This window comes from Stenotrophomonas humi, assembly GCF_001431415.1.
Taxonomy (GTDB): domain Bacteria; phylum Pseudomonadota; class Gammaproteobacteria; order Xanthomonadales; family Xanthomonadaceae; genus Stenotrophomonas; species Stenotrophomonas humi.
Genome location: NZ_LDJI01000027.1, coordinates 43,104 through 67,635, shown reverse-complemented (window position 1 = coordinate 67,635; position 24,532 = coordinate 43,104). Strand labels below are relative to the sequence as shown.

The 24,532-nt window shown below is 63.7% G+C and carries 21 protein-coding genes; 6 read left to right on the top strand and 15 right to left on the bottom strand.

Going from position 1 to position 24,532, the window contains the following annotated elements:
* Positions 1–93 precede the first annotated feature (93 nt).
* Entirely contained in the window at positions 94–573 is a 480-nt protein-coding gene (locus tag ABB26_RS14440) for a VOC family protein (RefSeq protein ID WP_057635376.1), read from the top strand.
* Positions 574–655: 82 nt separating this feature from the next.
* Here the strand turns inward: ABB26_RS14440 and ABB26_RS14435 are convergent, their stop codons facing one another.
* Together ABB26_RS14435 and ABB26_RS14430 are read right to left on the bottom strand one after the other, a co-directional pair.
* A complete protein-coding gene (locus ABB26_RS14435) occupies positions 656–1,807 on the bottom strand; it encodes a fatty acid desaturase family protein (protein ID WP_057635373.1) in 1,152 nt (383 codons plus the stop codon).
* A gap of 3 nt (positions 1,808–1,810) precedes the next feature.
* Complete coding sequence (locus ABB26_RS14430) at positions 1,811–2,872, bottom strand: ferredoxin reductase (protein WP_057635371.1); 1,062 nt, start codon at positions 2,870–2,872, stop codon at positions 1,811–1,813.
* A 94-nt stretch (positions 2,873–2,966) separates the two neighbouring features.
* Here ABB26_RS14430 and fabR point away from each other — a divergent pair, with 94 nt between their 5' ends.
* Positions 2,967–3,632, top strand: coding sequence for an HTH-type transcriptional repressor FabR (gene fabR / locus ABB26_RS14425; protein ID WP_057635369.1), 666 nt, complete (start codon positions 2,967–2,969; stop codon positions 3,630–3,632).
* Between the two features lie 164 nt (positions 3,633–3,796).
* On the opposite strand, the gene ABB26_RS14420 is transcribed toward fabR, so the two are convergent.
* Positions 3,797–4,921, bottom strand: coding sequence for a DUF1615 domain-containing protein (locus tag ABB26_RS14420; RefSeq protein WP_083490856.1), 1,125 nt, complete (start codon positions 4,919–4,921; stop codon positions 3,797–3,799).
* Between the two features lie 361 nt (positions 4,922–5,282).
* Here ABB26_RS14420 and ABB26_RS14415 point away from each other — a divergent pair, with 361 nt between their 5' ends.
* From ABB26_RS14415 to ABB26_RS14405, 3 genes are all read left to right on the top strand, one after another.
* Positions 5,283–5,846 carry a GNAT family N-acetyltransferase gene (locus ABB26_RS14415; protein WP_083490855.1) on the top strand — a complete coding sequence of 188 codons (564 nt, stop codon included), beginning with the start codon at positions 5,283–5,285 and terminating at the stop codon, positions 5,844–5,846.
* Positions 5,847–5,934: 88 nt separating this feature from the next.
* Positions 5,935–6,711: a HipA family kinase gene (locus ABB26_RS14410; RefSeq protein ID WP_057635367.1), complete on the top strand. Its 777-nt coding sequence runs from the start codon at positions 5,935–5,937 to the stop codon at positions 6,709–6,711.
* Positions 6,689–7,081, top strand: coding sequence for a DUF3037 domain-containing protein (locus ABB26_RS14405; protein WP_057635365.1), 393 nt, complete (start codon positions 6,689–6,691; stop codon positions 7,079–7,081). The genes ABB26_RS14410 and ABB26_RS14405 overlap by 23 nt, the downstream gene beginning before the upstream one ends.
* Positions 7,082–7,253: 172 nt before the next feature.
* Here the strand turns inward: ABB26_RS14405 and gyrA are convergent, their stop codons facing one another.
* The 11 genes from gyrA to rpsF all read right to left on the bottom strand — a co-directional run bounded on the left by gyrA (position 7,254) and on the right by rpsF (position 22,255).
* A complete protein-coding gene (gyrA, locus tag ABB26_RS14400; protein WP_057635364.1) occupies positions 7,254–9,962 on the bottom strand; it encodes a DNA gyrase subunit A in 2,709 nt (902 codons plus the stop codon).
* A gap of 366 nt (positions 9,963–10,328) precedes the next feature.
* Positions 10,329–11,396 carry an S-methyl-5-thioribose-1-phosphate isomerase gene (gene mtnA / locus ABB26_RS14395; RefSeq protein WP_057635362.1) on the bottom strand — a complete coding sequence of 356 codons (1,068 nt, stop codon included), beginning with the start codon at positions 11,394–11,396 and terminating at the stop codon, positions 10,329–10,331.
* A 33-nt stretch (positions 11,397–11,429) separates the two neighbouring features.
* Entirely contained in the window at positions 11,430–12,113 is a 684-nt protein-coding gene (locus ABB26_RS14390) for a DUF3011 domain-containing protein (RefSeq protein WP_057635360.1), read from the bottom strand.
* A 174-nt stretch (positions 12,114–12,287) separates the two neighbouring features.
* Positions 12,288–13,241, bottom strand: coding sequence for an EF-P lysine aminoacylase EpmA (gene epmA, locus ABB26_RS14385; RefSeq protein ID WP_245626233.1), 954 nt, complete (start codon positions 13,239–13,241; stop codon positions 12,288–12,290).
* Complete coding sequence (locus ABB26_RS14380; RefSeq protein WP_057635356.1) at positions 13,229–13,711, bottom strand: GNAT family N-acetyltransferase; 483 nt, start codon at positions 13,709–13,711, stop codon at positions 13,229–13,231. The genes epmA and ABB26_RS14380 overlap by 13 nt, the downstream gene beginning before the upstream one ends.
* Positions 13,708–16,185: an NAD-dependent DNA ligase LigA gene (ligA, locus tag ABB26_RS14375; RefSeq protein WP_057635353.1), complete on the bottom strand. Its 2,478-nt coding sequence runs from the start codon at positions 16,183–16,185 to the stop codon at positions 13,708–13,710. The genes ABB26_RS14380 and ligA overlap by 4 nt, the downstream gene beginning before the upstream one ends.
* Before the next feature lie 239 nt (positions 16,186–16,424).
* A complete protein-coding gene (gene zipA / locus ABB26_RS14370; protein WP_057635352.1) occupies positions 16,425–17,177 on the bottom strand; it encodes a cell division protein ZipA in 753 nt (250 codons plus the stop codon).
* A 47-nt stretch (positions 17,178–17,224) separates the two neighbouring features.
* Positions 17,225–20,728 (bottom strand): chromosome segregation protein SMC, encoded by a 3,504-nt coding sequence (gene smc / locus ABB26_RS14365; protein WP_057635350.1) that lies wholly within the window; start codon positions 20,726–20,728, stop codon positions 17,225–17,227.
* Positions 20,729–20,956: 228 nt separating this feature from the next.
* Entirely contained in the window at positions 20,957–21,406 is a 450-nt protein-coding gene (gene rplI / locus ABB26_RS14360; RefSeq protein WP_057635348.1) for a 50S ribosomal protein L9, read from the bottom strand.
* Positions 21,407–21,578: 172 nt separating this feature from the next.
* Positions 21,579–21,809 carry a 30S ribosomal protein S18 gene (gene rpsR, locus ABB26_RS14355; protein WP_002804494.1) on the bottom strand — a complete coding sequence of 77 codons (231 nt, stop codon included), beginning with the start codon at positions 21,807–21,809 and terminating at the stop codon, positions 21,579–21,581.
* A gap of 11 nt (positions 21,810–21,820) precedes the next feature.
* Complete coding sequence (gene rpsF / locus ABB26_RS14350; RefSeq protein ID WP_057635347.1) at positions 21,821–22,255, bottom strand: 30S ribosomal protein S6; 435 nt, start codon at positions 22,253–22,255, stop codon at positions 21,821–21,823.
* Positions 22,256–22,501: 246 nt separating this feature from the next.
* Here rpsF and ABB26_RS14345 point away from each other — a divergent pair, with 246 nt between their 5' ends.
* A complete protein-coding gene (locus tag ABB26_RS14345) occupies positions 22,502–23,716 on the top strand; it encodes an MFS transporter (protein ID WP_057635345.1) in 1,215 nt (404 codons plus the stop codon).
* A gap of 336 nt (positions 23,717–24,052) precedes the next feature.
* Here the strand turns inward: ABB26_RS14345 and ABB26_RS14340 are convergent, their stop codons facing one another.
* Positions 24,053–24,391: a HesB/IscA family protein gene (locus tag ABB26_RS14340; RefSeq protein ID WP_057635343.1), complete on the bottom strand. Its 339-nt coding sequence runs from the start codon at positions 24,389–24,391 to the stop codon at positions 24,053–24,055.
* Positions 24,392–24,532: the final 141 nt, after the last annotated feature.

The window sequence follows — 24,532 nt, the reverse complement described above, 5'->3', positions numbered from 1 at the left end:
GGCGTGAACGCGAGCGCCCGACAATCCCGCAGGTTGACCACGATGACTGAATGTCCGGCGTGCTATGCAGGCCGTCTATTCGGGAGAAACGTCATGCTCAACAAGAACACGATATGTCTCTGGTTCGACGGCACTGCACTGGAAGCTGCCACCTTCTATGCCGCCACGTTTCCGGACAGCAAAGTGTTGGCCGAACACCGCGCGCCAAGTGACTTCCCCTCAGGCAAACAAGGGGATCCGCTGACGGTGGAATTCACCGTAATGGGCATCCCCTGCCTGGGCTTGAATGGCGGGCCCGCGTTCAAGCACTCCGAGGCGTTTTCGTTCCAGGTAGCCACCGACGACCAGGCCGAAACCGATCGTCTATGGAACGCCATCGTCGGCAATGGCGGGCAGGAAAGTGCCTGCGGCTGGTGCAAGGACAAATGGGGGCTGTCATGGCAGATCACCCCGCGCGTGCTGACCGCAGCGTTCACCGACCCTGATCCGGCGGTAGCCAAGCGCGCCTTCGAAGCGATGATGGGCATGACCAAAATCGATGTCGCCGCGATAGAAGCCGCGGTACGCGGCTAAGCCCGCCCAGAAACAGCCTCTGTCGCGAAGTCCATGCATTGCACGCTTCGCGGCCAAGGCCGCTTCCAGACCGGGGGGCTGGTCAGCTTGCCACCTGCCCACCCAGTGACTCGGCGCGTTCATTGCCTTCCGTCACCAGCGGGCGTGCCGGAGCCGGCTTGCTGGGGAACGCATGCCGCACGATGCGCCACATCACCTGGCCAAACTGGCGCGGCAACGAGCCGGTGTTGTAGTGCTGGCCGTAACGCTCGCAGATCTGGCGCACTTCCACGGCCATGGCGGCGTAGCGGTTGGCGGGAATATCGGGATAGAAGTGATGTTCGATCTGATGACTCAGGTTGCCGGTCATCACATTCATCAGCTTGCCACCGGCGATATTCGACGAGCCACGCAGCTGACGCAGGTACCAATGCCCGCGGCTCTCGTTACGAATGCAATCCTTGGGAAAGGTTTCCGCATCGGCGGTGAAATGCCCGCAGAAGATCACCACGTACGTCCAGACATTGCGGATGACGTTGGCGGCCACATTGCCCAGCAGCACCGGCAGGAAGAACGGGCCGGCCAGCACGGGGAACAGCACGTAGTCCTTCAACACCTGCTTGAGTGCCTTGCGGCGCACAGGCTTGGCCTGCTTCCACAACTGCCGCAACGTGACCTTGCCACCGAGCAGGCGGCCTACGCGCAGATCCTGTATGGCGATACCCCACTCGAACAGCAGCGCGAAGATCACCGCCACGAACGGCTGCAGCAGATAGAACGGCTGCCAGCGCTGCTCGGGGAAGATGCGCAACAGGCCATAGCCGATGTCATCGTCCAACCCGCGCACGTTGGTGTAGGTGTGGTGGCGGAAATTGTGGGTCTTGCGCCAGTTCTCGGAAGTACCGGCAATATCCCATTCGTAGTTCTTTCCCTGCAGGCTCGGGTCACCCATCCAGTCGTACTGGCCATGGATGACGTTGTGCGCCAGCTCCATGTTCTCCAGGATCTTGGAGAGCGCCAGCAGCAGCACACCGGCAATCCATGCCGGCACCAGCACGCTGTGCACGAATGCGCCGAGGAACAACAACGCGCGACCGGCAACGCCGCACCAGCGCACGGCGGCGACCACCTTGCGGATGTAACGTGCGTCGCTGGCACCCAGCGTGGCCTGGTGACGTGCACGCACGGCGTCCAGTTCGTCGCCAAAGGTCTGCAGTTGTGCGGGCGACAGCGCCCGGTTGTGTACGGAAGACATCGATTACAGCTCCAGGGCGAGATCGGTACTGGCGCTGTTGACGCACAGCTTCAGCGGTGTGGAGGGTTCGTCTGCGTAATCACCGGTAAGCGTATGCCGGGTGATGCCCGAGACCTTGCCGCACACGCAGGTATTGCAGATGCCCATGCGGCAACCGCTGGCAGGTTGAACACCTTCGGCTTCCAGCGCCTGCAACAAAGCAGTGCCACGCGGCACGATCAGCGTACGACCGCTGCGCAGCAGTTGGACCTGCACATTGCCTTCCTCCTGCGCAGGCAGCTGCGGCAGGCTGAACGCCTCGCTTTGGAAGCTGGCCACCTGCCCCTGCAGGCGCTGACGTGCCGCTTCCACGAAGCCACCGGGACCACAGGCGAGCACGCGTGCGGTGTCCAACGCGGCAAGGCCGGTAAAGTCGTGTGCGTCGATCCGCGCATCCGGCGCCTGCGGATCGCGGGTCAGCAGCAGCTGCAAGCGGAAATTGGAATGCCGGCGGGCCAATGCATTCAACTCATCGACGAAGCACAGCTCTTCGCGACGACGCGCCCAGTACAGCAGCGTCACCGGTGCCGGCATCGCCTGCGCATCCAGCTGCCGCAGCAGCGCCCGCATCGGCGTGATTCCGCTACCGGCCGCCAGCAGCAACAGATGCTGCGGCACGTCCTTCGGCACAGTCATGTCGCCAAATGCCTGACCCAGCGCAAACACCTCGCCGGGGACGGCAGCTCGCGCCAGATGGGTGCTGACCTTGCCGCCGGCAATCGCCTTGACGGTGATCGCCAGGCGGCCGTTTGCAAGCAACGTGGGGCTGAAGCTGCGGGTCGCCAGGCGGCCATCCACTTCGACTCCCAGGTTGATGTGCTGGCCAGCCGCCAGCCCCCGGAAATGCCGATTGGGCTGAAGTTCCAGGGTGACTGCATCGGCGCTGGCGGCGCTGCGCGAGACCAGCCGCGCCAAGGGGCGCCGCAGCGTCCACAACGGATGCACCCGGGAAGACCAGAAATCGAAGAAGCCCTCGCTCAACCAGGGAATCGTTGGCGGGGTGGCATTGCGGTAGACGGCACTCATGGGGACGAACTATACGGGCGAGCATACGACTGTGTATACAGCTGTATATACGCAACACAGGCTATGATTCATCGACCTGACCACCCGAGCCGTGATGAGCACCCGCGACCAGCCCACTGCCGCACCAGACGACCTGCACCCCGCGCGCAAGGCCTCGATCTCGCGTGACGACCTGCTGGCCGCCGCGCTCGCCCTCATCGGCCCGCATCGCAGCGTTTCCACGCTGAGCCTGCGCGAAGTCGCGCGCGAAGCCGGCATCGCTCCCAATTCGTTCTATCGCCAGTTCCGCGACATGGATGAACTGACGGTGGCCCTGATTGATCTGTCCGGGCGCTCGTTGCGCACCATCATCGGCCAGGCACGGCTGCGCGCGGCCGACAGCAATCGCGGCGTGATCCGCTTGTCCGTTGAAACCTTCATGGAGCAGCTGCGCGCCGACGACCGGTTGATGCATGTGCTGCTACGTGAAGGCACCGCCGGTTCCGACGCCTTCAAGGAGGCAGTGGACCGCGAGCTGGTGTACTTCGAGGACGAGCTCAAGGTGGATCTGGTGCGGCTGGCCGCGCTCGACGGCGCCACCCTTTACGAGCCGGCGCTGGCAGCCAAGGCCATCACCCGCCTGATCTTCGCGATGGGCGGCATGGCGATGGATCTGCCGGAAGAGAAGGATCCGGAGCTGATTGAACAGATGTCGCAGATGATCCGCATGATCATCACTGGTTCACGCGCACTGGCACGGCATCCGCAGCGCACGGAGTAACGGTTGGCGCAGCGCCACCTGCCACTCCCCCATGAAAGCAGAGCAATCCCTGCCTTCGCGGGAATGACAGACGCAAGACCTCCAGGCGTGCGCGGATGCAACGCCCGGATACAAAAATTGAAATGCGCGGGCCGATGCACCGAGGTGGTCATCGCAGTCACGATTCACCGCGCCAGACACTGCCGATAACGTTCATCCACCCGATTGGCAAACCACTCGGTGGTCAATTCACGGGTGATCTTGGGGCTGTCCAGGCGAATCCCCGGAATCATCGCACGCGGCAGTGCATGCCCGGCCCGGGCCTCGGCAAGATCGAACACCCGGTGATGCAGCTCACTGTCGCTGAAGGCCAACGTATCGGCCTGTTCCAGCGCACGCCGAATCAGCCGCTCATCCATGCCCAGTTGCGGCCCAAGCGAACGCACGGCACGCTCGGTCTGGCCCGGCTTGTCCAGTGCAGCGTCTGGCACCAGCACATCGCCATCCAACTCCAGCGTGATACCGGTCGCCATTGCCACCGCACTCTGGAACGCCGCATTGCGGCTGGCATACCAGCCGGCGTTGTAGTCGGCGAAACGATGCACCTTGCGCGTATACGGCGTCTGGTAGCCCAACAGATGCATCGTGCCGAAATAGATACCACCACGACGACTGAATACTTCATCACGGATGCTGCTCTGCACCGGATACGGGTAGCCTTGCGCATGCGCTTGTGCGAAGGGAATTCCAACCTGCATCGCACCACCGGTCTGCACCGGATTCTTGCCGGCAAACAAGCGCCGCCCCATCGGCACGCGATCGATGATCTCCTCGTACAAACGACTCAGATCGCGCTCGGTGCGCACACGGGCAAGCTTGTCGCCGTAGCTGATGCCGTCCAACGCCCTGATCTTCAAGCCGGCGTCCACCATCAGGCCCGGGATGCGCACTGCCGATGCGCGCCGACGGATTTCCTGTCGCGCGATCTGCGGCAGATTGTCGACCGGCGGGTCGGCACGATAGCCCGATTCCTGCTCGATCACCGCCAGCACCGCGCAGATGTTCTCGGTATTGGGCTCGATCCGTTGCGCCGCCAATGCGGTCTGGATGTCCGCCGCCCAACCGTCGCGGTCCGGCGTCTTGGCCGGTATGCGCTGCTCGATTTCGGCATGCACATCCCGCGCGGGTCCGGCAGGCACCTGTGGCACCGTGTTACAGCCGGTCGTCACCAACAAGATCAACGCGAATGGCAAACCGCACAACTGCGGTGCGACACGCCTGGTCCGGCCAAGCCCTTTGCCACTGCACATGTAACTCACGCCCTACTCCTGAACCACCTGAGTGACCTGATTGCATTGAACGCCACTGCGGAGCAGTACGTCGTACGAATGTTGCTCCTTCGCATCGCGCTGCTCTACCTGTCGCTGACGGAGGGGGGAACACATCGTGCGAACAACGGTACCTGTAAATGCTGGCTGTCGACTAGATGCTGAGCGGATTGACGGGCATTCTCCATGCTTCCAGATCGACTGGCCTTCCCCCCTGCCCCAATCCATCTCCCGCAGCGAGACAGGGGCTCGCATGGCGAAGCCTGAAGCCCGGCCCGCACTCTCGCATCATCCGCCGCTTCCCCGCATCATGACTGCGAAGATTCTCCCGGGAGTGAAACTCATGTCCAAGTCATCCATCCCATCATCCAGCAAGGACGGCGCGCCCCCCGCCACCGATGCCGAGCTGCTGATCCGCGACGAGCTACCCGACGACGTCGAAGCAATCGACCGCATCACCCGTGCTGCGTTCGCCGATCAGCCCTACTCCAGCCATACCGAACAGTTCATCGTCGCCGCGCTGCGCGAGGCTGGCCAGCTGACGCTTTCGTTGGTCGCACTGAAGGGCGATGAGGTGATCGGCCATGTCGCGGCATCACCGGTAACACTCTCTTCCGGAGATACGGGTTGGCACGGGCTGGGGCCGATCTCGGTAGCGCCGGCGCATCAGCAGCACGGCGTTGGTTCGGCACTGATGCGAGCCGCAATCGCACGCCTGCAAGCCATGGGAAGTGCCGGCTGCGTACTGTTGGGCGAGCCGGCGTATTACGCCCGCTTCGGCTTCAGGGCCGATCCCGCACTGGTGCTGCCCGGGGTGCCCGCCGAGTACTTCCAGCTGCTGTCGTTCAGCGGTGAACCGCCGGTTGCGCAGGTGCATTACCACGACGCCTTCGAGGCCACCGCATGAGGCGCGCCCGCATAGGCCAGTCCGCAGGAAGCCTGCATTCACTGCTTTGCGCTAGGCTTGTTACCTTCCCCGTACCGGCCTGCCAGCAGTGAAGACCGTACATGCGACCCGCTACATCACACCGCTGCGCGAAGGCGGCTCGCTGCCTGCCGTCATCGAAGCCGATGACGACGGCATGTACGTGCTCAAGTTCCGCGGTGCCGGCCAGGGCCCCAAGGCGCTGATCGCCGAACTGGTGGTCGGCAAGCTGGCACAGGCGCTTGAACTCCCGATGCCGGACATGGCACTGGTCGAACTGGATCGCGAATTCGCACGCACTGAGCCCGACCCGGAAATCCAGGACCTGATCCGCGCCAGCGAAGGCACCAATCTGGGAAGCGACTACCTGCCCGGCGCCCTCAACTACGACCCCGCGGCAATGCAGCCGGATGCCGGACTGGCTTCGCGCATCGTCTGGTTCGATGCCTTCACCAGCAACGTCGACCGTACTGCGCGCAATCCCAATCTGATGGTTTGGCACCGCAAGCTGTATCTCATCGATCATGGCGCCGCGCTGTATTTCCACCACGATTGGGAAAACGCTGGCGAAGCCTGCGGCAAGCCGTTCAAGCTGATCCGCGACCATGTGCTGCTACCGTTCGCCAGCGCGATTGCGGACGCCGATACCGCACTGGCGCCAGTCCTGACCGATGCGGTAATCGACGCAGCCGTCGCCGACATCCCCGAAAGCTGGCTGCAGAACGAGCCCACCTTCACCGATGCCGATGCTTACCGCCACGCCTATTCCAACTATCTGAAGCGCCGCCTGCAACTGCGTGAAGCCTTCGTACAGGAGGCCATCCGTGCCCACGCTGCATACCTATGACTATGCGGTCATCCGCGTGGTGCCGCGGGTGGAGCGCGAGGAGTTCATCAACGTCGGGGTGATTGTTTCCTGCCCCGGTGCGAGCCAGCTGCAGGCAGCCATCGAGCTCGATACCGCTCGTCTGCAGGCGTTCGCGCCGCAGCTGGATATCGAATCACTGCAACCATGGCTGGATGCCATCGTCGCCATCTGCGAAGGCCGGCCAGACGCAGGCCCCATCGCACAGCTGCCACCGCGCGCACGCTTTCATTTTCTGACCGCCAAGCGCAGTTCGGTGGTGCAGATGTCGGTTACCCATGTAGGCCGCACGGCCAATCCTGCCAACATCGTCGAGCATCTGCTCGAACGCATGGTACGCACGCCGCGCTGATTGCAGCGCAATCAGCAATCCCGCCTGGAGTGGAGCCATGCTCCACTGAGGCTTCACCAGAGAATGCCCCTGCCGAGCTTGGCCCGGCGCTATCGGTTGTCTCGCACGCCGCCGCGCCCCAAAAGAAAACGCCGGCATCGCCGGCGTTTTCTCATTTCAACTGCAGTGACAATCAGGCTTCGGGCGCTGCCGGTGCCTGCTCAGCATCCTGCACAACTACTCCGGCCTCGTCATCCGTATCGTCGCCATCGTCCAGCGAGGCATCCAGGCGTTCAACCGCCTGCAGCTTTTCGCCCTTGGACAGACGGATCAGGGTGACACCCTGGGTGTTGCGGCCGACGCGCGAGATTTCCGAACCACGGGTACGCACCAGCGTGCCACCATCGGAGATCAACATCACTTCGTCATCGTTGCTCACCAGCACTGCGCTGACCAGCTTGCCGTTGCGCTCACTGGTCTGGATGCCGATCACACCCTGCGTGCCGCGACCCTTGCGCGGGTAGTCCGCCAACGGAGTGCGCTTGCCGTAGCCGTTCTCGGTCGCGGTGAGGATGTACTGAGCACCTGCATCATCGGCACCGATATCGGCGATTTCGCCGCCATCGATCACTGCTTCCTCGACGACATTGCCCTCGTCTTCGCTCTCGTCCTCAACACCACCAGCGCTTTCGGCCACGATCAGGCTGACAACTTCTTCACCCTTGACCATCTTGATGCCGCGCACACCGGTGGCGGTGCGGCCCATCGAACGGACCTTGTCCTCAGCGAAACGCACGGTCTTGCCGTTGGACGCGAACAGCAGCACATCGCGGTCGCCATCGGTAAGGCCGACGCCAACCAGCGCATCGCCCTCATCGAGGTTGATGGCGATCTTGCCGCGCGCCAGACGGAATGCAAACTCGCTCAGCGGCGTCTTCTTGACCGTACCGTTGCGGGTGGCGAAGAACACGAAGTGGCTGTCGTCGTACTCACGCACCGGCAACACGGCCTGCACGCGCTCGCCATTCTCCAGCGCGATCCAGTTGATGATCGGACGACCACGTGCATTGGAACCGGCTTCCGGCAACTGATGCACCGGCAACCAGAACACCTTGCCCGAGCTGGTGAAGGTCAACAGCGTGTCGTGCGTGTTGACCAGCCACAGCTGTTCAATCGAATCCTCGTCCTTGGTCGCCGCCGCGCTGCGGCCACGGCCACCACGACGCTGCGCACGGTAGGCACTGGCCGGCTGACGCTTGACATAACCGGCACGCGACAGCGTGACCACCACGTCTTCCGGTGCAATCAAATCGAGGATGTCGAGATCTTCTTCGCTGTGACGGATTTCGGTACGACGTGCATCACCGAACTCCGAACGCACGCTCTCCAGCTCTTCGCGGATGACCTGCAGCAGCACTTCCGGATTTTCCAGAATGCGGATCAGGCCGGCGATGACTTCCAGCAGTACCTTGTATTCCTCGGTCAGCCTGTCCTGCTCCAGCCCGGTGAGGCGGTGCAGGCGCATTTCCAGGATCTGCGTCGCCTGGACGTCGCTGAGCTGGTAATTGCCATTGACCAGACCAATGTTCTTGGGCAGATCTTCCGGACGCGATGCCTCCGCACCGGAAGCGGCCAGCAACGCACCTACCAGGCCCGGCTCCCACACCTTGGTGAGCATGCGCTCCTTGGCTTCGGCAGGGTTGGCCGACGTCTTGATCAACTCGATCATTTCGTCGATGTTGGCCAACGCAACGGTCAAGCCTTCCAGCACGTGCGCACGCGCACGCGCCTTGCGCAGTTCAAAGATGGTGCGACGGGTGACGACTTCACGGCGATGGCGGAGGAAGGCCTCCAGCATCTGCTTGAGGTTCATCAGCTTCGGGCGGCCATCAATCAGCGCCACCATGTTGATGCCGAACACCGACTCCATCTGGGTCTGCTGGTAGAGGTTGTTGAGCACAACCTCGGCCGACTCGCCGCGCTTGATTTCGATGTAGATGCGCATGCCGTCCTTGTCGGACTCATCGCGCAGCTCGCTGATGCCTTCGAGCTTCTTTTCCTTGACCAGCTCGGCGATCTTCTCGATCAACCGCGCCTTGTTCACCTGGTACGGAATCTCGGTGACGATGATCGATTCGCGGCCGTTGTCGGCCACTTCGATATCCGCCCGGGCACGGATGCGCACACGGCCACGGCCGGTGCGATAGCCGGCGATGATGCCGGCGGTGCCATTGATGATGCCGGCAGTGGGGAAATCCGGGCCCGGAATGAATTCCATCAGCGCATCCACTTCGATCGACGGATCGTCGATCAGCGCGATGCAGGCATTGATGGATTCAGTGAGGTTATGCGGCGGGATGTTCGTCGCCATGCCCACGGCGATACCGGCGGAACCGTTGACCAGCAGGTTCGGGAACCGGGTCGGCATGACCGTCGGCTCCATCTCCTTTTCGTCGTAGTTGGGCTGGAAATCGACGGTTTCCTTGTCCAGATCGGCCATCAGCTCATGCGCGAGCCGCGACATGCGCGCCTCGGTGTATCGCATTGCCGCGGCGGAGTCGCCATCGACCGAACCGAAGTTACCCTGCCCGTCCACCAGCATGTAGCGCAGCGAGAACGGCTGCGCCAGACGCACCAGCGTGTCGTACACCGACTGATCGCCATGCGGGTGGTACTTACCGATGACGTCACCGACGATACGCGCCGACTTGTAGTACGGCTTGTTGCTGTGCGCACCCAGCTCGCTCATTGCGAACAGGACACGGCGATGGACTGGCTTGAGGCCATCGCGAGCATCGGGGAGTGCGCGCCCCACGATCACGCTCATCGCGTAATCGAGGTAGCTCTTGCGCATCTCGTCTTCCAGGTTGACCTGGATGATTTCCTTGGCGTTTTCTGCCATTCGGGTTCCGTTGTCTGGTAGCGATCCAAGCCGGCGGAGGCTCGCCCACGGGCAGCCGCGCCGGAATCTCTGATCAACCGACGAATGCTATCACAAAACGCCGCTTTTCGCTGCCATTTAGCGGACTTTTACCGGAACAAATCAGGAACTTAGGGGATGACAGAAGGCGAGCTCAGACGCCCTCCACCCAAGCCGATCACAGCCGGGCAGCAACCCCGGCAGCACGATGGCCCGCCATCAGCAGGCACCACGATCACATCGCGATCCATCTCCAGCAAGGCCCAATCAAAATCGCGCCAAAGCGGAGTCCAGCGCCAGTGCGCTCACCCCATGAAGCCGCTGCCGGGCATGGCTCGGCATGACACCTCAGGCCGGGCCAAACGCTGCGGTCATCGCCGCCAGATCCGGCTTCAGGATCACCCCGCGCTCGGTGACGATGGCATCGATCAGCTCGCCCGGGGTGACGTCGAACACCGGATTCCAGGCGGCAATGCCCTCGGCCACGGTCCGCACGCCACCCACGCCGTACAGCTCGCCGGGGTCACGCTGTTCGATCTCGATCTCGTCGCCATGGGCAGTGCCCATGTCCACCGTGGAGGACGGCGCAACCACCATGAACTTGACGCCGTGATGGCGCGCGGCAATGGCCAGCTGATACGTACCGATCTTGTTGGCGGTGTCGCCATTGGCGCAGATACGGTCGGCCCCCACGATCACCCATTGCACCGCGCCGGTCTTCATCAGGTGCGACGCGGCGGAATCGGCGATCAAGGTCGCATCAATGCCGTCCTGCTGCAGCTCCCATACGGTCAGACGCGCGCCCTGCAGCCACGGGCGGGTTTCGCCAGCGAATACCCGGGCGATGTTGCCCTGCGCCTTGCCGGCGCGGATCACGCCCAGTGCGGTACCGAAGCCGGCAGTCGCCAGCGAGCCGGTGTTGCAGTGGGTCAGCACGCCGCTGCCGGAGGCGATCAGCCCGGCACCCAGCGCCCCCATGTGGCGGTTGGCCGCGAGGTCTTCATCCGCGATGGCCTGCGCTTCGCATGCCAGCACCTGCTTCCAGTCCGCACCTGCGGCGGCAAGCACGCGGCGCATGCGTGCGAGCGCCCAGGCCAGGTTCACGGCGGTCGGGCGCGAGGCATTCAGCCGGGCCAATGCAGGTTCAAGCACTTCCAGCGCGGTGGCGCCGTTGTCGGCCTGCACTTCGGCGGCGGCCAACACCACACCCCAGGCGGCAGCGATACCGATCGCTGGCGCGCCTCGCACGGTCAGTGCATGAATGGCTTCGGCAACAGCGTCGCTGTCCTGGCACAAGACATGCTCGACCACGAACGGGAGCTTGCGTTGATCCAGCAGTTCAAGGGCATCGCCGGTCCAGCGGATCGGGCGAACATGGTCGTAGCGGGCGAAATCGATGGGGGCGGTGTCGTTCATCCGGCCATTGTAATCGGCCCCGCAGAGCACGGCTCAATCGGCGGAGAATTCGCCACGACAGCCCTTGTCCACCCAGATGCCGTTACGGTCCCAACCCCAGGTTTCACCCTCGCGACATGCCGCGCTGGAGAGCTGTTCAACCAGTGTCACCCGCCGTTCGACACTCACTCCGCATTCGCGCCGCAGATTGCTCTTGGATTCGCAGACGACCTTGCGCGGGGTCTGCACGAAGCCCGAGCCGTCCTCGGCCCCCACTTCGAACACGCCCTGGCAGCCACGGCTTACCCAGATTTCGTTGCGGTCATATCCCCAGGTGCGCCCTTCCCGGCATGGCAGCACCGATTGCTGACGCAGCAAGCGCACCGGCGCGCCTCTCAGCACCACCGGGCAGGATTCCACCCGGCCACGCGACTCACAGCGCACCACGCGCCGGCTCTTGCGCGAACTTGCCTGGCGCCTGGCGAATTCGGCACGGCAGTTGTGACTGACCCATACCGCACCGCCCTCCACCCCCCAACTGGTCTCGCGGATGCAGTTCTGCTCGGACAGCTGGCGCACCAGCTCCACACCATTGCCCACGTCCATCTCACAGAACACACGCAGCATGTCCCTGGATTCACAGCGCACCACCTGCGTAGAGGCGGCCACAGGCTCACTCGCCTGCGCGCTGAAGAGCACAGGGACAACCAGCAACACAAGGGCGCTTACCGCCTTCATCCGAGATTTACACTCATGGCTTCATTGGACTCTGCTACCGCACACCCTGCACAAGCGGGCGTGATCAAAGCATCATCATCGTCGAACCGGCAACGCCCTTCCATGACATGAACGGGCTGATCGACACGGATATCTGCGACGAATTGCCGCATGAGGGTCCAATCAAGGCGGCTTTCAGGCATTTCCAAAATCGAAAGCGAGCACGTCCGCGATGCGCGGCGTGCCGGCCAGCGCCATCAACAGGCGGTCCACGCCCACCGCAACCCCGGCGCAGGCAGGCATGGCAGGCAACGCTGCCAGCAAGGGCTCATCCAATGGCGGCAATACCGTGCCGCGCGCTTCTCGCACGACCAGGTCGCGCTCGAAGCGCTGGCGTTGCTCATCGGCATCGTTCAGTTCGTGATAGCCGTTGGCCAGCTCGACCGCCCCCAGATAAAGCTCGAAGCGCTCGGCAACGGGCGGCTCGCCTGGGCGGATGCGGGCCAGTGCGGCCTGCGTGGCCGGCCAGTCATGGATCACGGTGATGCAATCGGATGCGAACCGCGACTGGATACGATGGGTCATCAGCAAGTCCAGCCAGTCATCCCGGTTCAAGCCATCGGCTTGAATGCTCACGTCGCCAAGGCCCGCCTGCAGTTGCGCCTCGTCGGCCAGAAATGGATCCAGCCCGACGCTTTCGATGAACAACTCACGGTAGGTGAGTACACGCAGCGACGCCTGTCGTCCCACCATCGCCAATGCCTGCCGCACCAAGGCAACGGTTTCGTCGATCAAACGATGATGGTCCCAACCCACGCGGTACCACTCAAGCATGGTGAACTCGGGATTGTGGCGGCCACCGGCTTCGCCGTTGCGGAACACGCGGCCCAGTTCGTAGCAATCGCCCACGCCGGCAGCGAGCAATCGCTTGAGCGGGTATTCCGGCGAGGTACGCAACCAGCGCAGCGGCGCGCCGGCATCGGCATGACCGGTGAAATGGGTCTGGAAGCTTTCGATGTTTGGCTCGGTGTTGCCGGCCGCCGACAGGATCGGCGTCTCCACCTCCAGCACCTGCCGCTGCGCGAAGAAATCACGGATCAGCGCATTCAAGCGGGCACGCTGGCGCAGCGCTTCGATCACGAATGCAATCCCCCGAGCTGGCCGTTCAATGACAACGTCAGAATATCGCGTGCGTCGTCACGGTAGCCCGCCGAAAGATACAGCCGCTTGGCCTTGGCATTGTGATGATTCACCTCCAGGCGGATGACCGATGCACCGTGCCCAGCTGCCCAGTCGCGCGCCAACGCGAGCGCTTGCCGGCCCCAGCCACGGCCGCGTGCGGCCGGCGCCAGATACAACTCGTCCAGCAGCACGAAGCGCCCGCCTTGCTCCACGCTGAAACACCAACCCAGGGTGACGTAACCCACTTCGGCCACGTCGTCGCTGGACAGCATCAGCACCGCGCCCAATGACGGACTGCCGAGCACCGCCTGCAGCCCCGGCTCGACCAGCTCCGGCTGGTACGCGATGCAATCCTCGACATAGAAATCCCGCACCATCGCAATCAGCTGTGCGAAATCTTCAGGCCCGGCGACACGGGCGGTGATGTCGTTGCTCATGCGCTCAGTCCGTTTTCGGCGAGGAAGCTCAGCAGGCGCGCTTCGTCCCATACTTCCACGCCCAGTTCATTGGCCTTGTCCAGCTTGGAACCGGCCTCGGTGCCGGCCACCACGAAGCTGGTCTTCTTCGACACGCTGCCGGACACCTTCGCACCCAGTGCTTCCAAGCGCGCCTTGGCCTCGTCGCGACTCATCTGCGCCAGCGTGCCGGTCAGCACCGCAGTCTTGCCGTCCAGTGGACCGGCGACCTGCTGCACCGCCTCCGGGGTTTTCTCCAGCAGCTCGTGCATTTTTTCCCCGGCATTGGAGAACAGCGCGGCATTGGCGTCCTTGTCCAACCACGCAACCAACGCATTGGCGGTTTCTGCCGGCAATCCGGCGGTGACGAAGTTGTGCGCGCTTTCATCGCGGATGGCATCCACCGACGGGAACGCCTCGGCCAACTGCCTGGCGCGTACCGGCGTGACCTTGGGAATTTCCATGTCCTGCAGCAGGTTGGCCAGGGTGAGCTCAGCGCGCAGCTTCGCGGTGGGCGGGTGACGGTCGGTGATCTGCACCCCGCGCGCCAGCAGTTCGTCGATCGCCTGTTGGTTGCCCGGCTGCGCCATGAAGTGACCAATGGAACGCGCCACCTCACCGCCGATATCCGGCACGCGCTTGAACAACGGCCACGGCAGGTAGCGGATCAACTCCAGATCACCGAACCACACCGCCAAGGCCTTGGCCGTGCTCTCACCGACATGTTCGATGCCGAGCGCGAACAGCAGCCGCTCCAGCATCGTGTTGCGGCTGTTGGCGATGGCGGCAATGAGATTGTCGGCCCACTTGGTGGCAATTTTTTTGGTGTTCCACTGGAACTGCGCCGGCACCGCCAGCACCTGCGCACGCCAACTGGCATCGTCGCTGGATAGCCTCAGAATCTGCTTGAGCGTGTCGCCGCTGCCTTCCGGAACAAGGTGCAGGCTGAGCTGCGAGGCCAATGCCTCGGGCGAATCCGCATCCAGCGCCAGCTTCAACAACAGCAGCTGGTCACGGTTCAACGCGTAGAGATCGGCCACGCCGCGCACGATGCCGGCATCGACCAGGGTTTCGATGTACTTGTCACCGAGGCCGTCGATGTCCATCGCCTTGCGTGAGGCGAAGTGAGCGATGGCCTCCTTACGCTGTGCCGGGCAGCTCAATTCACCCGAGCAGCGCCATGCGGCTTCGCCTTCCTCGCGCACGATTTCCGAACCACACACCGGGCACGCGCGCGGCATCTGCCACGGCATGGTGCCCTCGGGGCGTTTGTCGGCGATGACGCTGACGACTTCCGGAATCACGTCACCGGCGCGGCGCACGATCACTGTATCGCCCACCCGCACGTCCAGGCGCGCGATCTGATCGGCGTTGTGCAAAGTAGCGTTGGTGACCACCACACCGGCTACGTGCACTGGCTTGAGGCGTGCGACGGGGGTTGCAGCGCCGGTACGACCGATCTGGATCTCGATGGCCTCAACGGTCGTGGTCTGCTCCTGCGCCGGAAATTTATGGGCGATGGCCCAGCGCGGCGCCCGCGCGACAAACCCCATTTCCTGCTGGCCCTGGCGGTCGTCCAACTTGTACACAACGCCATCGATGTCGAATGCCAAGCCATCGCGGCGCTCGCCGATATCACGGTAGTACGCCAGCAGCCCGTCAGCGCCTTCCACCACCTTGCACAGGTCGCTGACCGGCAAACCCCATTGCGCCAACTGTGCCAGTGTGTCCGAGTGCGTTGCCGGCAATTCGCCGCCGGACACCTCACCCAGACCGTAGGCAAAGAAGCTCAACGGACGTTGCGCGCTGATTTTCGGATCAAGCTGCCGCAACGAGCCGGCCGCGCCATTGCGCGGATTGGCCAGCACCTTGCCACCATGCAGGCGCGCCTGTTCGTTATAGCGCTCGAAATCGGCACGCGGCATGTAAACCTCGCCACGCACTTCCAGCACGTCCGGCCAGCCCTGCCCTAGCAGCTGCTGCGGGATCACCTTGATCTGACGCAGGTTGGCCGATACATCCTCGCCGGTAGCACCGTCACCGCGCGTGGCGCCCTGCACGAAGCGGCCATGCTCATAGCGCAGATTGATCGCCAGGCCATCGAGCTTGGGCTCGGCCGAGAACAGCAACTGCTTGCGTCGCAGACGTTCATCGATGCGCCGCACGAAGTCGCGCACCTCCTCATCGCTGAAGGCATTGCCCAGCGACAACATCGGCACCGCATGGGTCACTTCAGGGAAGCGCGAGGAAGCCTTGCCACCCACTTGATGGCTGGGCGAATCCACACTGTCCAGCTCCGGGTGCGCCGCCTCCAGCGCCTCCAGCTCCCGCATCAGCCGGTCGTACTCGGCATCGGGAATGATCTGCTCGTCGAGCTCGTGATACGCGCGCGAAGCGTCGGCCAGTTGTGTCCGAAGCGCGGCGATACGCTGGGAGGCTTGGGTATTGGAATTCATGTGGCGATTTTACCCGCGTGCGCGTGCATGCGCCGGGATGTTCGCCTGGGGTTTTCGGGCACACCGAAGTGCTTACCCGCCAAGCCTTTCCCTGCCTTTGCCCAAGGCCGGGTGAAGTGCATGCCTTCGATCAGTTTGCCGGGATCCGCGTTCGCCCCCTCCCTCTGGCAAAGCCAGGGGGAGGATTGGGGAGGGCGCTTCTGCAGAGGAAACTCAGCCGAAGCAAGCCCCCAACCAACTCACCAGCGCGGCGACTTGGTCAGCGGCGGCGCCTGATGCTGGCGGTCATAAGCGCGCAGGTCATCACGGATATGGGCAATGCGCTGGCGACCCAGCGCGTTGCGGCTGTCGTCCAGCACCACGCCGTCCAGCAGCTCGCCCATGCGCTGAACGGTGGGCAGCATCTTTTCCCATGCGTCGAGCGCGGTCAGCGGCGCCGGCAAGGTCAGGAAGAATGCGATGGCCGGTGTTTCCATGTCACGGATGCTGGCCATGTCGAAACTGCCCGGCTTCATGATGCTGGCCATCGAGAAGATCGGGCCACGCTCGGGATGCCCTTCAACCAGCCGGTGGAACACATTCATGTAGCCGAACACCAAACCGGTTTTCTCGGCGGCGACGACGATGTCCTCACCGCGCAGCACTTCACCGGAACGTGCGGCCACATACAGCGACACGATCTTGTCGAAATCCTGGCTCGGGCGCTTGCCAAGCTCGCTGGTGCCGGCCGGATCGGGATCGGCCAGACCAAGCTCGGCCTGGCTGATGCCTTCACCGTCGGCCATGCTTGCCGTCGCCCCATCTGCCAGGCCTTCCTCGGCTGTGCCCAGCACCGGTTCGCGGCGCTCAACACGCTCACCGCCTTCTGTCGCGGGCGACTCCCTGCGCTTGCCCTGTGCAGGCTTGCGGGAACGCCCGAACAGGAAAATCGCCACGATCAGCAGCAGTCCGGCAAACAGAATGCCGATGCGCAACAGTGCCATGTCGGACATACGTTGGAGTCTCCGGAGGTTCGTTCAGGTGGATAAAGGATGGCACGTCACGCCGCGCCCGCCAATCTTGCGGCCTCTTCGAGGTCCACGCTGACCAAGCGACTGACACCCGGCTCACGCATGGTCACGCCTGACAGCTGATGCGCAGCTTCCATCGTGGCCTTGTTGTGGCTGACGAACAGGAACTGCACCTTCTCGCTCATTTCCTTGACCATGTTGGCCAAGCGGCCGACGTTGGCCTCATCCAACGGTGCGTCCACCTCGTCCAACAAGCAGAACGGCGCCGGGTTGAGCTGGAAGATGGCGAACACCAGCGCCACCGCGGTCATCGCCTTTTCACCGCCGGACAGCAGCGAGATGCTGGACACACGCTTGCCCGGCGGGCGCGCCATGATGGTCACGCCGGTGTCGAGCAGGTCTTCCCCGGTCAACTCCAGGTAGGCGTGGCCGCCACCGAACAGCCGCGGATACAGCGCCTGCACGCCGGCATTGACCCGGTCGAAGGTGTCCTTGAAGCGGCCACGCGTCTCACGGTCGATCTTGCGAATGGCGTCTTCCAGCGTTTCCAGCGCCGTGGTCAGGTCGGTGTTCTGTGCGTCCAGGTACTCGGAGCGCTGCGACGCCTCGCCGTACTCATGGATGGCCGCCAGGTTCACCGGCTCCAGACGGCGCATGCGCCCGTCGATCTGATGCACGCTCTGCTCCCAATCGGACAGACGTGCGTCCTCGGCCAGCGTGTTTATGACGTCCTGCAGGACGAAGCCGGCCTTCTCGACCGCACCGGAAAGCTGCTCGGCGCTGAGTACGAGGGCCTGCTGGTCCAGCTTGCGCTGGGAAATACGCTCACGCTGCGCCAGGGCCTGCTCATCGCGCTGATGTCGGGTCTGCTCGGCACTGCGCAGCTCGGCATCGATGCCTTCCAGCTGCGCACGCGCTTCGCCCAGCACACGCTCCACGCGGACGCGTTCGCCCAACGCATTCTGATGGTCCGACTCCAGCGTCAGTACGGGGGTGTCGCCTTCATCCAGCTGCGAGTGCAGCTCACCCAAGCGCGAATCCAGTTGCCCGCGCTGGTTGCTCATGCGCTCCAGCGCATGGCTGAGCGAGGTGATCTGGGTACGCTGCGACTCCAGCGTCAACGCCAGCGCATGCATGCTGTCGCGGACATTGCGCGCGGCATCGCGCGCCTGGTCACGCGCCTCGGTCAACTGCCTGCGTTCGCTTTCCAGCGCATGCCGTGCCGATTCGAGATCACCCATGCTGGACACGGCATCGTCCAACCGCACGCGCGCTTCACTGGCCTGCTCGCGGCTGGCGTCCAGCATTTCCAGCAGCTGTGCCAACTCGCTTTCGATACGCTCGATGCGGGTCCGCGAGGACTCCAAGCGGCCCTGTTGGCTCTGCAGCTGCCCGGCCAGCTCCGACGCAGCACGATGTGCCTGATACAACGCACGCTGCGCCTCTTCGCGGTGCTGCTCTGCCGCCAGCAACTGCTCGCGCAGGCTGGACAACCGCTGTTCCAGCTCACTCTCGCGTTCCTGCAGCGCTTCAATCTGTTCGCGCAGGGTGACGATTTCGCGCTCGCGCAACAATGCGCCTTGCTGTGCGGCACCGGAGCGCGACAGACGCACCCAACCTTCGCCCAGACGCTCGCCGTCGCGGGTGATGACCGAGTCGCCGTCCGGCAGTTGCGACTGCAGGGTGCGCGCCTGCGCCAGGTCATCGGCCGCGTGCAAACGCCCCAACAGGCGACGGATCGCAAGCGGGCCTTGGACCTTGGCGGCCAGCGAGGTCGGCGCGAAATCGGCCTTGCCGTCAGCGCCAGAAACCAGCGCGATGCGGCCCTCACCCAACTCGCCGAGTGCATCCACCAGCGTTTCCGGAGCATCGACCAGGACACCTTCGATCAGCTGCCCGAGCGCGCTTTCAACCGCGTTCTCCCAGCCTGCTTCAACGGTGATGCGCTCGCCGACGCGCACGGCCGAATCCAGCCCGCGCGCTTTCAACCACGCCACCGCCGCGCCCTGCTCCTGACCCAATGCGGCCTGCTGCAGCGCTTCCAATGACGACAAACGCCCGCGTGCCGACTGTGCCTGCTTGCGCACCTCCGCCAGCTCCGATTGGCTGGTGCGCTGTTGTTCCTGCAGCGTTGTTGCCGATTCCTTGCGCGCTTCAACCTGTTCGGTCAGCGAGTCGACGGTGGTTTTCTGCGTTTCGTGCTGCAGCTGCAGCTGCTCGAATGCTTCCGCCAGCGCCTCCATGTCCAACCCGGCACGCTCGGCCGCCAAGGTCTGTCGACGGCGGTCCGCTTCGAGCACCTGCTTGTCCAGGTAATCCACCCGGGTGCGCTCCACTTCACCCGAGCGCGTGGCTTCGGAGGTGTTGCGGTTGTGTGCTTCCCAGCGGTGCTGCCAATCGCCCAGCTTGGTCTCGGCTTCGCGCAGGGCGTCCTGACGCAGTTCGTTTTCTTCCTGCAACTGTTCCAGCCGGGGCTCGGCGCCTTCCACGGCTTCGCGCAGCACGATCAACTTGGCTTCATCGCCACTGATGTGCTGACCAAGTTCGGCCAATGCCTGGCGGGTTTCATCGCGCGCCTTGTTCAGGCGCTGCGCCATCTCGCGCTGGTGGTGGATCTGCTGCTCCAGGCGCGCCAGGGTGCTGCCCACCTGATAGACATCGGCCTGCGCGCGGTTCAAGGTCTCAGCGGCTTCTTCGCGGCGCACACGGCCGGTTTCGATGCGGCTTTCAGCTTCGCGCTGCTCGGCGATGAACTGCTGCAACTTGGTTTCTTCGCGTGACAACGCTTCACGCAGGCCACTCAGCCGACCATCCAGACCACGGTATTCCAGCGCCTTCCATTCCGCGTCCTTGATCCGGCGCTCTTCCTGCAGGGCTTGATACTGCTCAGCCTGCTTTGCCTGCCGCTTGAGGTGCTCCAGCTGCTTGCCGATTTCCTCGCGCAGGTCGTTGAGGCGATCCAGGTTCTCCCGGGTATGACGGATACGGGTTTCGGTTTCCTTGCGACGCTCTTTGTACTTGGAGATGCCGGCGGCTTCTTCCAGGTACACGCGCAGATCTTCCGGGCGCGCCTCGATGATCTGGCTGATCATGCCCTGCTCGATGATCGAGTAGCTGCGCGGGCCAAGCCCGGTGCCGAGGAACAGATCGGTGATGTCGCGGCGGCGGCACTTGGTGCCGTTCAAGTAATAGTTGCTGCTGCCGTCACGGCTGACCGTGCGCTTGACCGAGATTTCATTGAACGCGGCGTACTCGCCGGAAATCGCGTGGTCGGTGTTGTCGAAGATCAGCTCGACCGTGGCCTGCGACACCGGCTTGCGCCCCGCCGAGCCGGAGAAGATGACGTCGGTCAGCGAATCGCCCCGCAGGCGGCTGGCCGAGCTTTCGCCCATGACCCAGCGCACCGCATCGATGATGTTGGACTTGCCACAGCCGTTCGGGCCGACCACGCCGGTCATGTTGGTCGGCAGGTGCAGCGTCGTGGGATCGACGAAGGACTTGAAACCGGAAAGCTTGATCGTGGATAGACGCATGGACTCGGGCTATTGGCGGAGTCCGGCACTGGCCTGCCGGCCCCCGGGGGAAATTCCGGAAGTTCCTTTCCCGCCCCCAAGCTATTGATATCCGTAAAGATTCAAAACCTGAAGCACGGCACTGGGGAACGAGTATAGCGACACCCGCTGCCCCCGGCTGCATGGCCGGCAGCCCAAAAGAAACGGGCGCCTTGCGGCGCCCGTTTCAGTACCTCAACAACGGCAGGATCAGGCGTCGGCTTGGACGATGACCTTGACGGTGGCTTCCACGTCGGCGTGCAGCTTGACGATGACGTCGAACTCACCCACGTTGCGGAAAGCACCTTCGCCGAGGATGACTTCGCTCTTGTTCAGCTCCAGGCCGGCAGCGGTGAAGGCTTCGGCGATATCGCGCGGGCCAACCGAACCGTACAGCTTGCCTTCGGTCGAAGCGTGCGCACCGATGGTGACGCTGGCGCCTTCGAACTTGGCAGCGCGGGCTTCAGCACCGGCATGCAGGGCCGAGGCCTTGGCTTCGTACTCGGCACGCTTGGCTTCGAACTCGGCAACGTTGCTCTCGGTGGCCGGAACGGCCTTGCCCTGCGGCACGAGGAAGTTACGGCCGTAGCCCGGCTTCACGTCAACCAGGTCGCCCAGGCCGCCGAGGTTGGTCACTTTCTGCAGAAGAATCAGCTTCATTGGTATTGCTCCGTTATTCGTTAGCGGCACCGGTCGGCGCCGCAACGCTTGCTGTCCGAATAGGACGGGTTGACGACAGGAGTGAGTGAACAGAAGCGAGGAGTGAATGAAGGCAGATTGCCCTTCCACTCCTCACTTCCTGCAGCGCAGGCGCCGCCACTCAACGCTGCAATCAGACGTCGTGGTTGTCCGTGTACGGGATCAGGGCCAGGAAACGGGCGCGCTTGACGGCCGTTGCCAGCTGGCGCTGGTACTTGGACTTGGTGCCGGTGACGCGGCTCGGAACGATCTTGCCGTTCTCGGTCAGGTACTGGCGCAGGGTGTTGAGATCCTTGTAATCGATCTCTTTCACGCCTTCGGCGGTGAACTTGCAGAACTTACGGCGACGGAAGAACTTGGACATGGGTGTGCTCCTTATTCAGCAGAAGCGGCGTCGTCGCCGGCTTCGTCATTGGTGGAGGAAGTGGCACCCTCTTCGTCGTCGCGACGACGGCGTTCGCCACGCTCGGGCTTGTCACCCTTTTCGTCCTTGCTCTTCATGATCAGCGACTGCTCGGTGTCAGCCTCGTCACGCTTCATGACCAGGTTGCGCAGCACGGCGTCGTTGAAGCGGAAGCTTTCGGTCAGTTCGTTCAGAACCGACTGGTCGGCTTCAATGTTCAGCAGAACATAGTGGGCCTTGACCAGGTTCTGGATCGGGTAAGCCAGCTGACGGCGGCCCCAGTCTTCCAGACGGTGGATGGTGCCGTTGCCAGCTTCGACCAGCGCCTTGTAGCGCTCGATCATGGCGGGAACCTGTTCGCTCTGGTCCGGGTGGACCAGGAACACGACTTCGTAATGACGACTCATGTTTTCATACCTTTCGGATGTGGCCCCTGCGGGCCGGACAGCCCCCCGCTGTGAACGCGGTGGGGCAAGGATTCCAACGCCGGAAGCGAAGGAAGCCGCGCATTATCCAATGAGCCGGCCCCACAGGCAAGCTACCCCTCGCCAAGCTGAACACAGTGTCCGATGCCCGGCGCCCTATCCGGCGCGCATCTGCTGCGGCGCAACAGTACAATATGTAACCGTTTCCACGCCGCCCCAGGTTTCGACGTGAACAACCCCGTCTCCCTCGCCGCGAGCCTGAGCCCCGGCCAGCGCACCCTTATCCTGCTGGCACTGTCCCTCGGCGGCTTTGCCATCGGCACCAGCGAATTTGCCAGCATGGGCCTGATGCTGGAAATCAGCCGCGGGCTGGGCATCAGCGAAGCCCAGGTCGGGCACCTGATCAGCGCCTATGCCATTGGCGTCGTTGTCGGCGCCCCGGCATTGGCCTTTGCCGGCGCAAGTCTCAGCCGGCGCATCCTGCTGCTGTGCCTGATGGGCTTTTACGCTGCAGGCAACCTCGCCAGCGCACTCGCGCCGAATTACCACACGATGCTGCTGGCCCGCTTTGTCGCCGGCCTGCCGCATGGCGCCTACTTCGGCGTGGCCATGCTGGTGGCAGCCTCGATCAGCCCGCCGGAGCAGCGCGGCGCCGCAGTCTCCAAGGTGCTGCTGGGCCTGTCGATCGCCATCCTTGTCGGCAACCCGCTGACCACCTGGATGGGTCAGCAGTTCACCTGGCGCACCGCATTCGCACTCGTCAGCCTGCTCGCCCTGGCCACCGTAGTGATGGTGGCCAGCCACCTGCGTCCAGATCCCGCGGAAGTCCGCACTTCGCCGATGCGCGAGCTGCGTGCGTTCAACCAGACACAGGTATGGCTGGCACTGGCGATCGGTTCGATCGGGTTTGCCGGCATGTTTTGCGTATTCACCTACCTGGCGCCCACCCTGGTCAATGTGACCGGCGTGAACGAGCGCTGGATGCCGGTGGCCGTGGGCCTGTTCGGCGTCGGCGCGATCATCGGCAACATCGCCGGCGGCAAGCTGGTCGACCGACTGCAGTTCCGCGCCGCTGGCGTGCTGCTGGCGTGGTCGGTAGTGGTCCTGCTGCTGTTCCCGCTGGCCGCACATTCGGCCTGGGCGGTGGTGCCGGCGATCATTGCCGTGGGCACGATGGGCGCCCTGGCCGTGGCCCTGCAGACCCGCCTGATGGACGCCGCCGGCGAGGCACAGACGTTGGCGGCGGCCTCCAACCATGCGGCGTTCAACACCGCCAACGCGCTGGGCCCCTGGCTGGGCGGCATGGCGATCAATGCCGGTCTCGGCCATGCCAGCACCGGCTATGTCGGCGCGGCCACGGCGGCGACCGGGTTGCTGCTGTGGTTTGCAGCGGTTGCCCTGGAGCGCCGTAGTGCGGGGCGCGAGGCGGTCTGCAGCCAGTAATCGGCACGCTTGAGCCCTCTCCCATCCACGGCAGAGGGCTGGGGTGAGGCCAACTGCGCGCCCTTCGGCTCACGACTTGAAGCCCAAAGCTCTCCCCCCCCTTCGGGGCACCCCGCTCCGCGCCCCGGCCATGCACAACGTGCGTGGCGCTCAGTCATGTACTGACGCCGATGGCTAGCAAGCCACACACCTTCACCCGCAAGCAGAAGAAGGAAAAGGCTCGTGCTTTCGCGTTGCGCTGCGAGTTCCACCCAGGAATCAGCACCCACCCACCAAAACAAAAGGCCGACACCCCATGGGTGTCGGCCTCTGTTGCTGCATTGATACGCCGAAAAATCAGCGATGCATGTCTTCCGTGGTGAAGCTCTCGCCGCAACCACATTCAGCAGCGGCGTTCGGATTCTTGAACGTGAAGGTCTCGCTCAGTCCCTGCTTGCCGAAGTCGATCTCGGTGCCATCCACCAGCGGCAGGCTGTCGGCGTCCACGTAGATCCGCACGCCGTCCTGCTCGAACACGGTGTCGTTCTCACGCAGGTCCTTGGCCAGATCGGTGATATGCCCCCAACCGGAGCAGCCGGTGCGGGTCACGCCAAACCTCAGCCCCAGCGCACCGGGGGTGGACTCAACAAAGCGCTGCACCCGGGAATGGGCGACGGGGGTCAAATGAACAGCCATGATGGGGCGACTCCAGCAGAATTACAGGCCAATTATAGGTGGGGGCGACCACCCCGTACTGCAAGCGCTGATAAATGCCTCGCCTGCCCGGGCTTACAGCCGCTAAAATCTCGCATTCACAGATCGAGTCGATCAACAGAG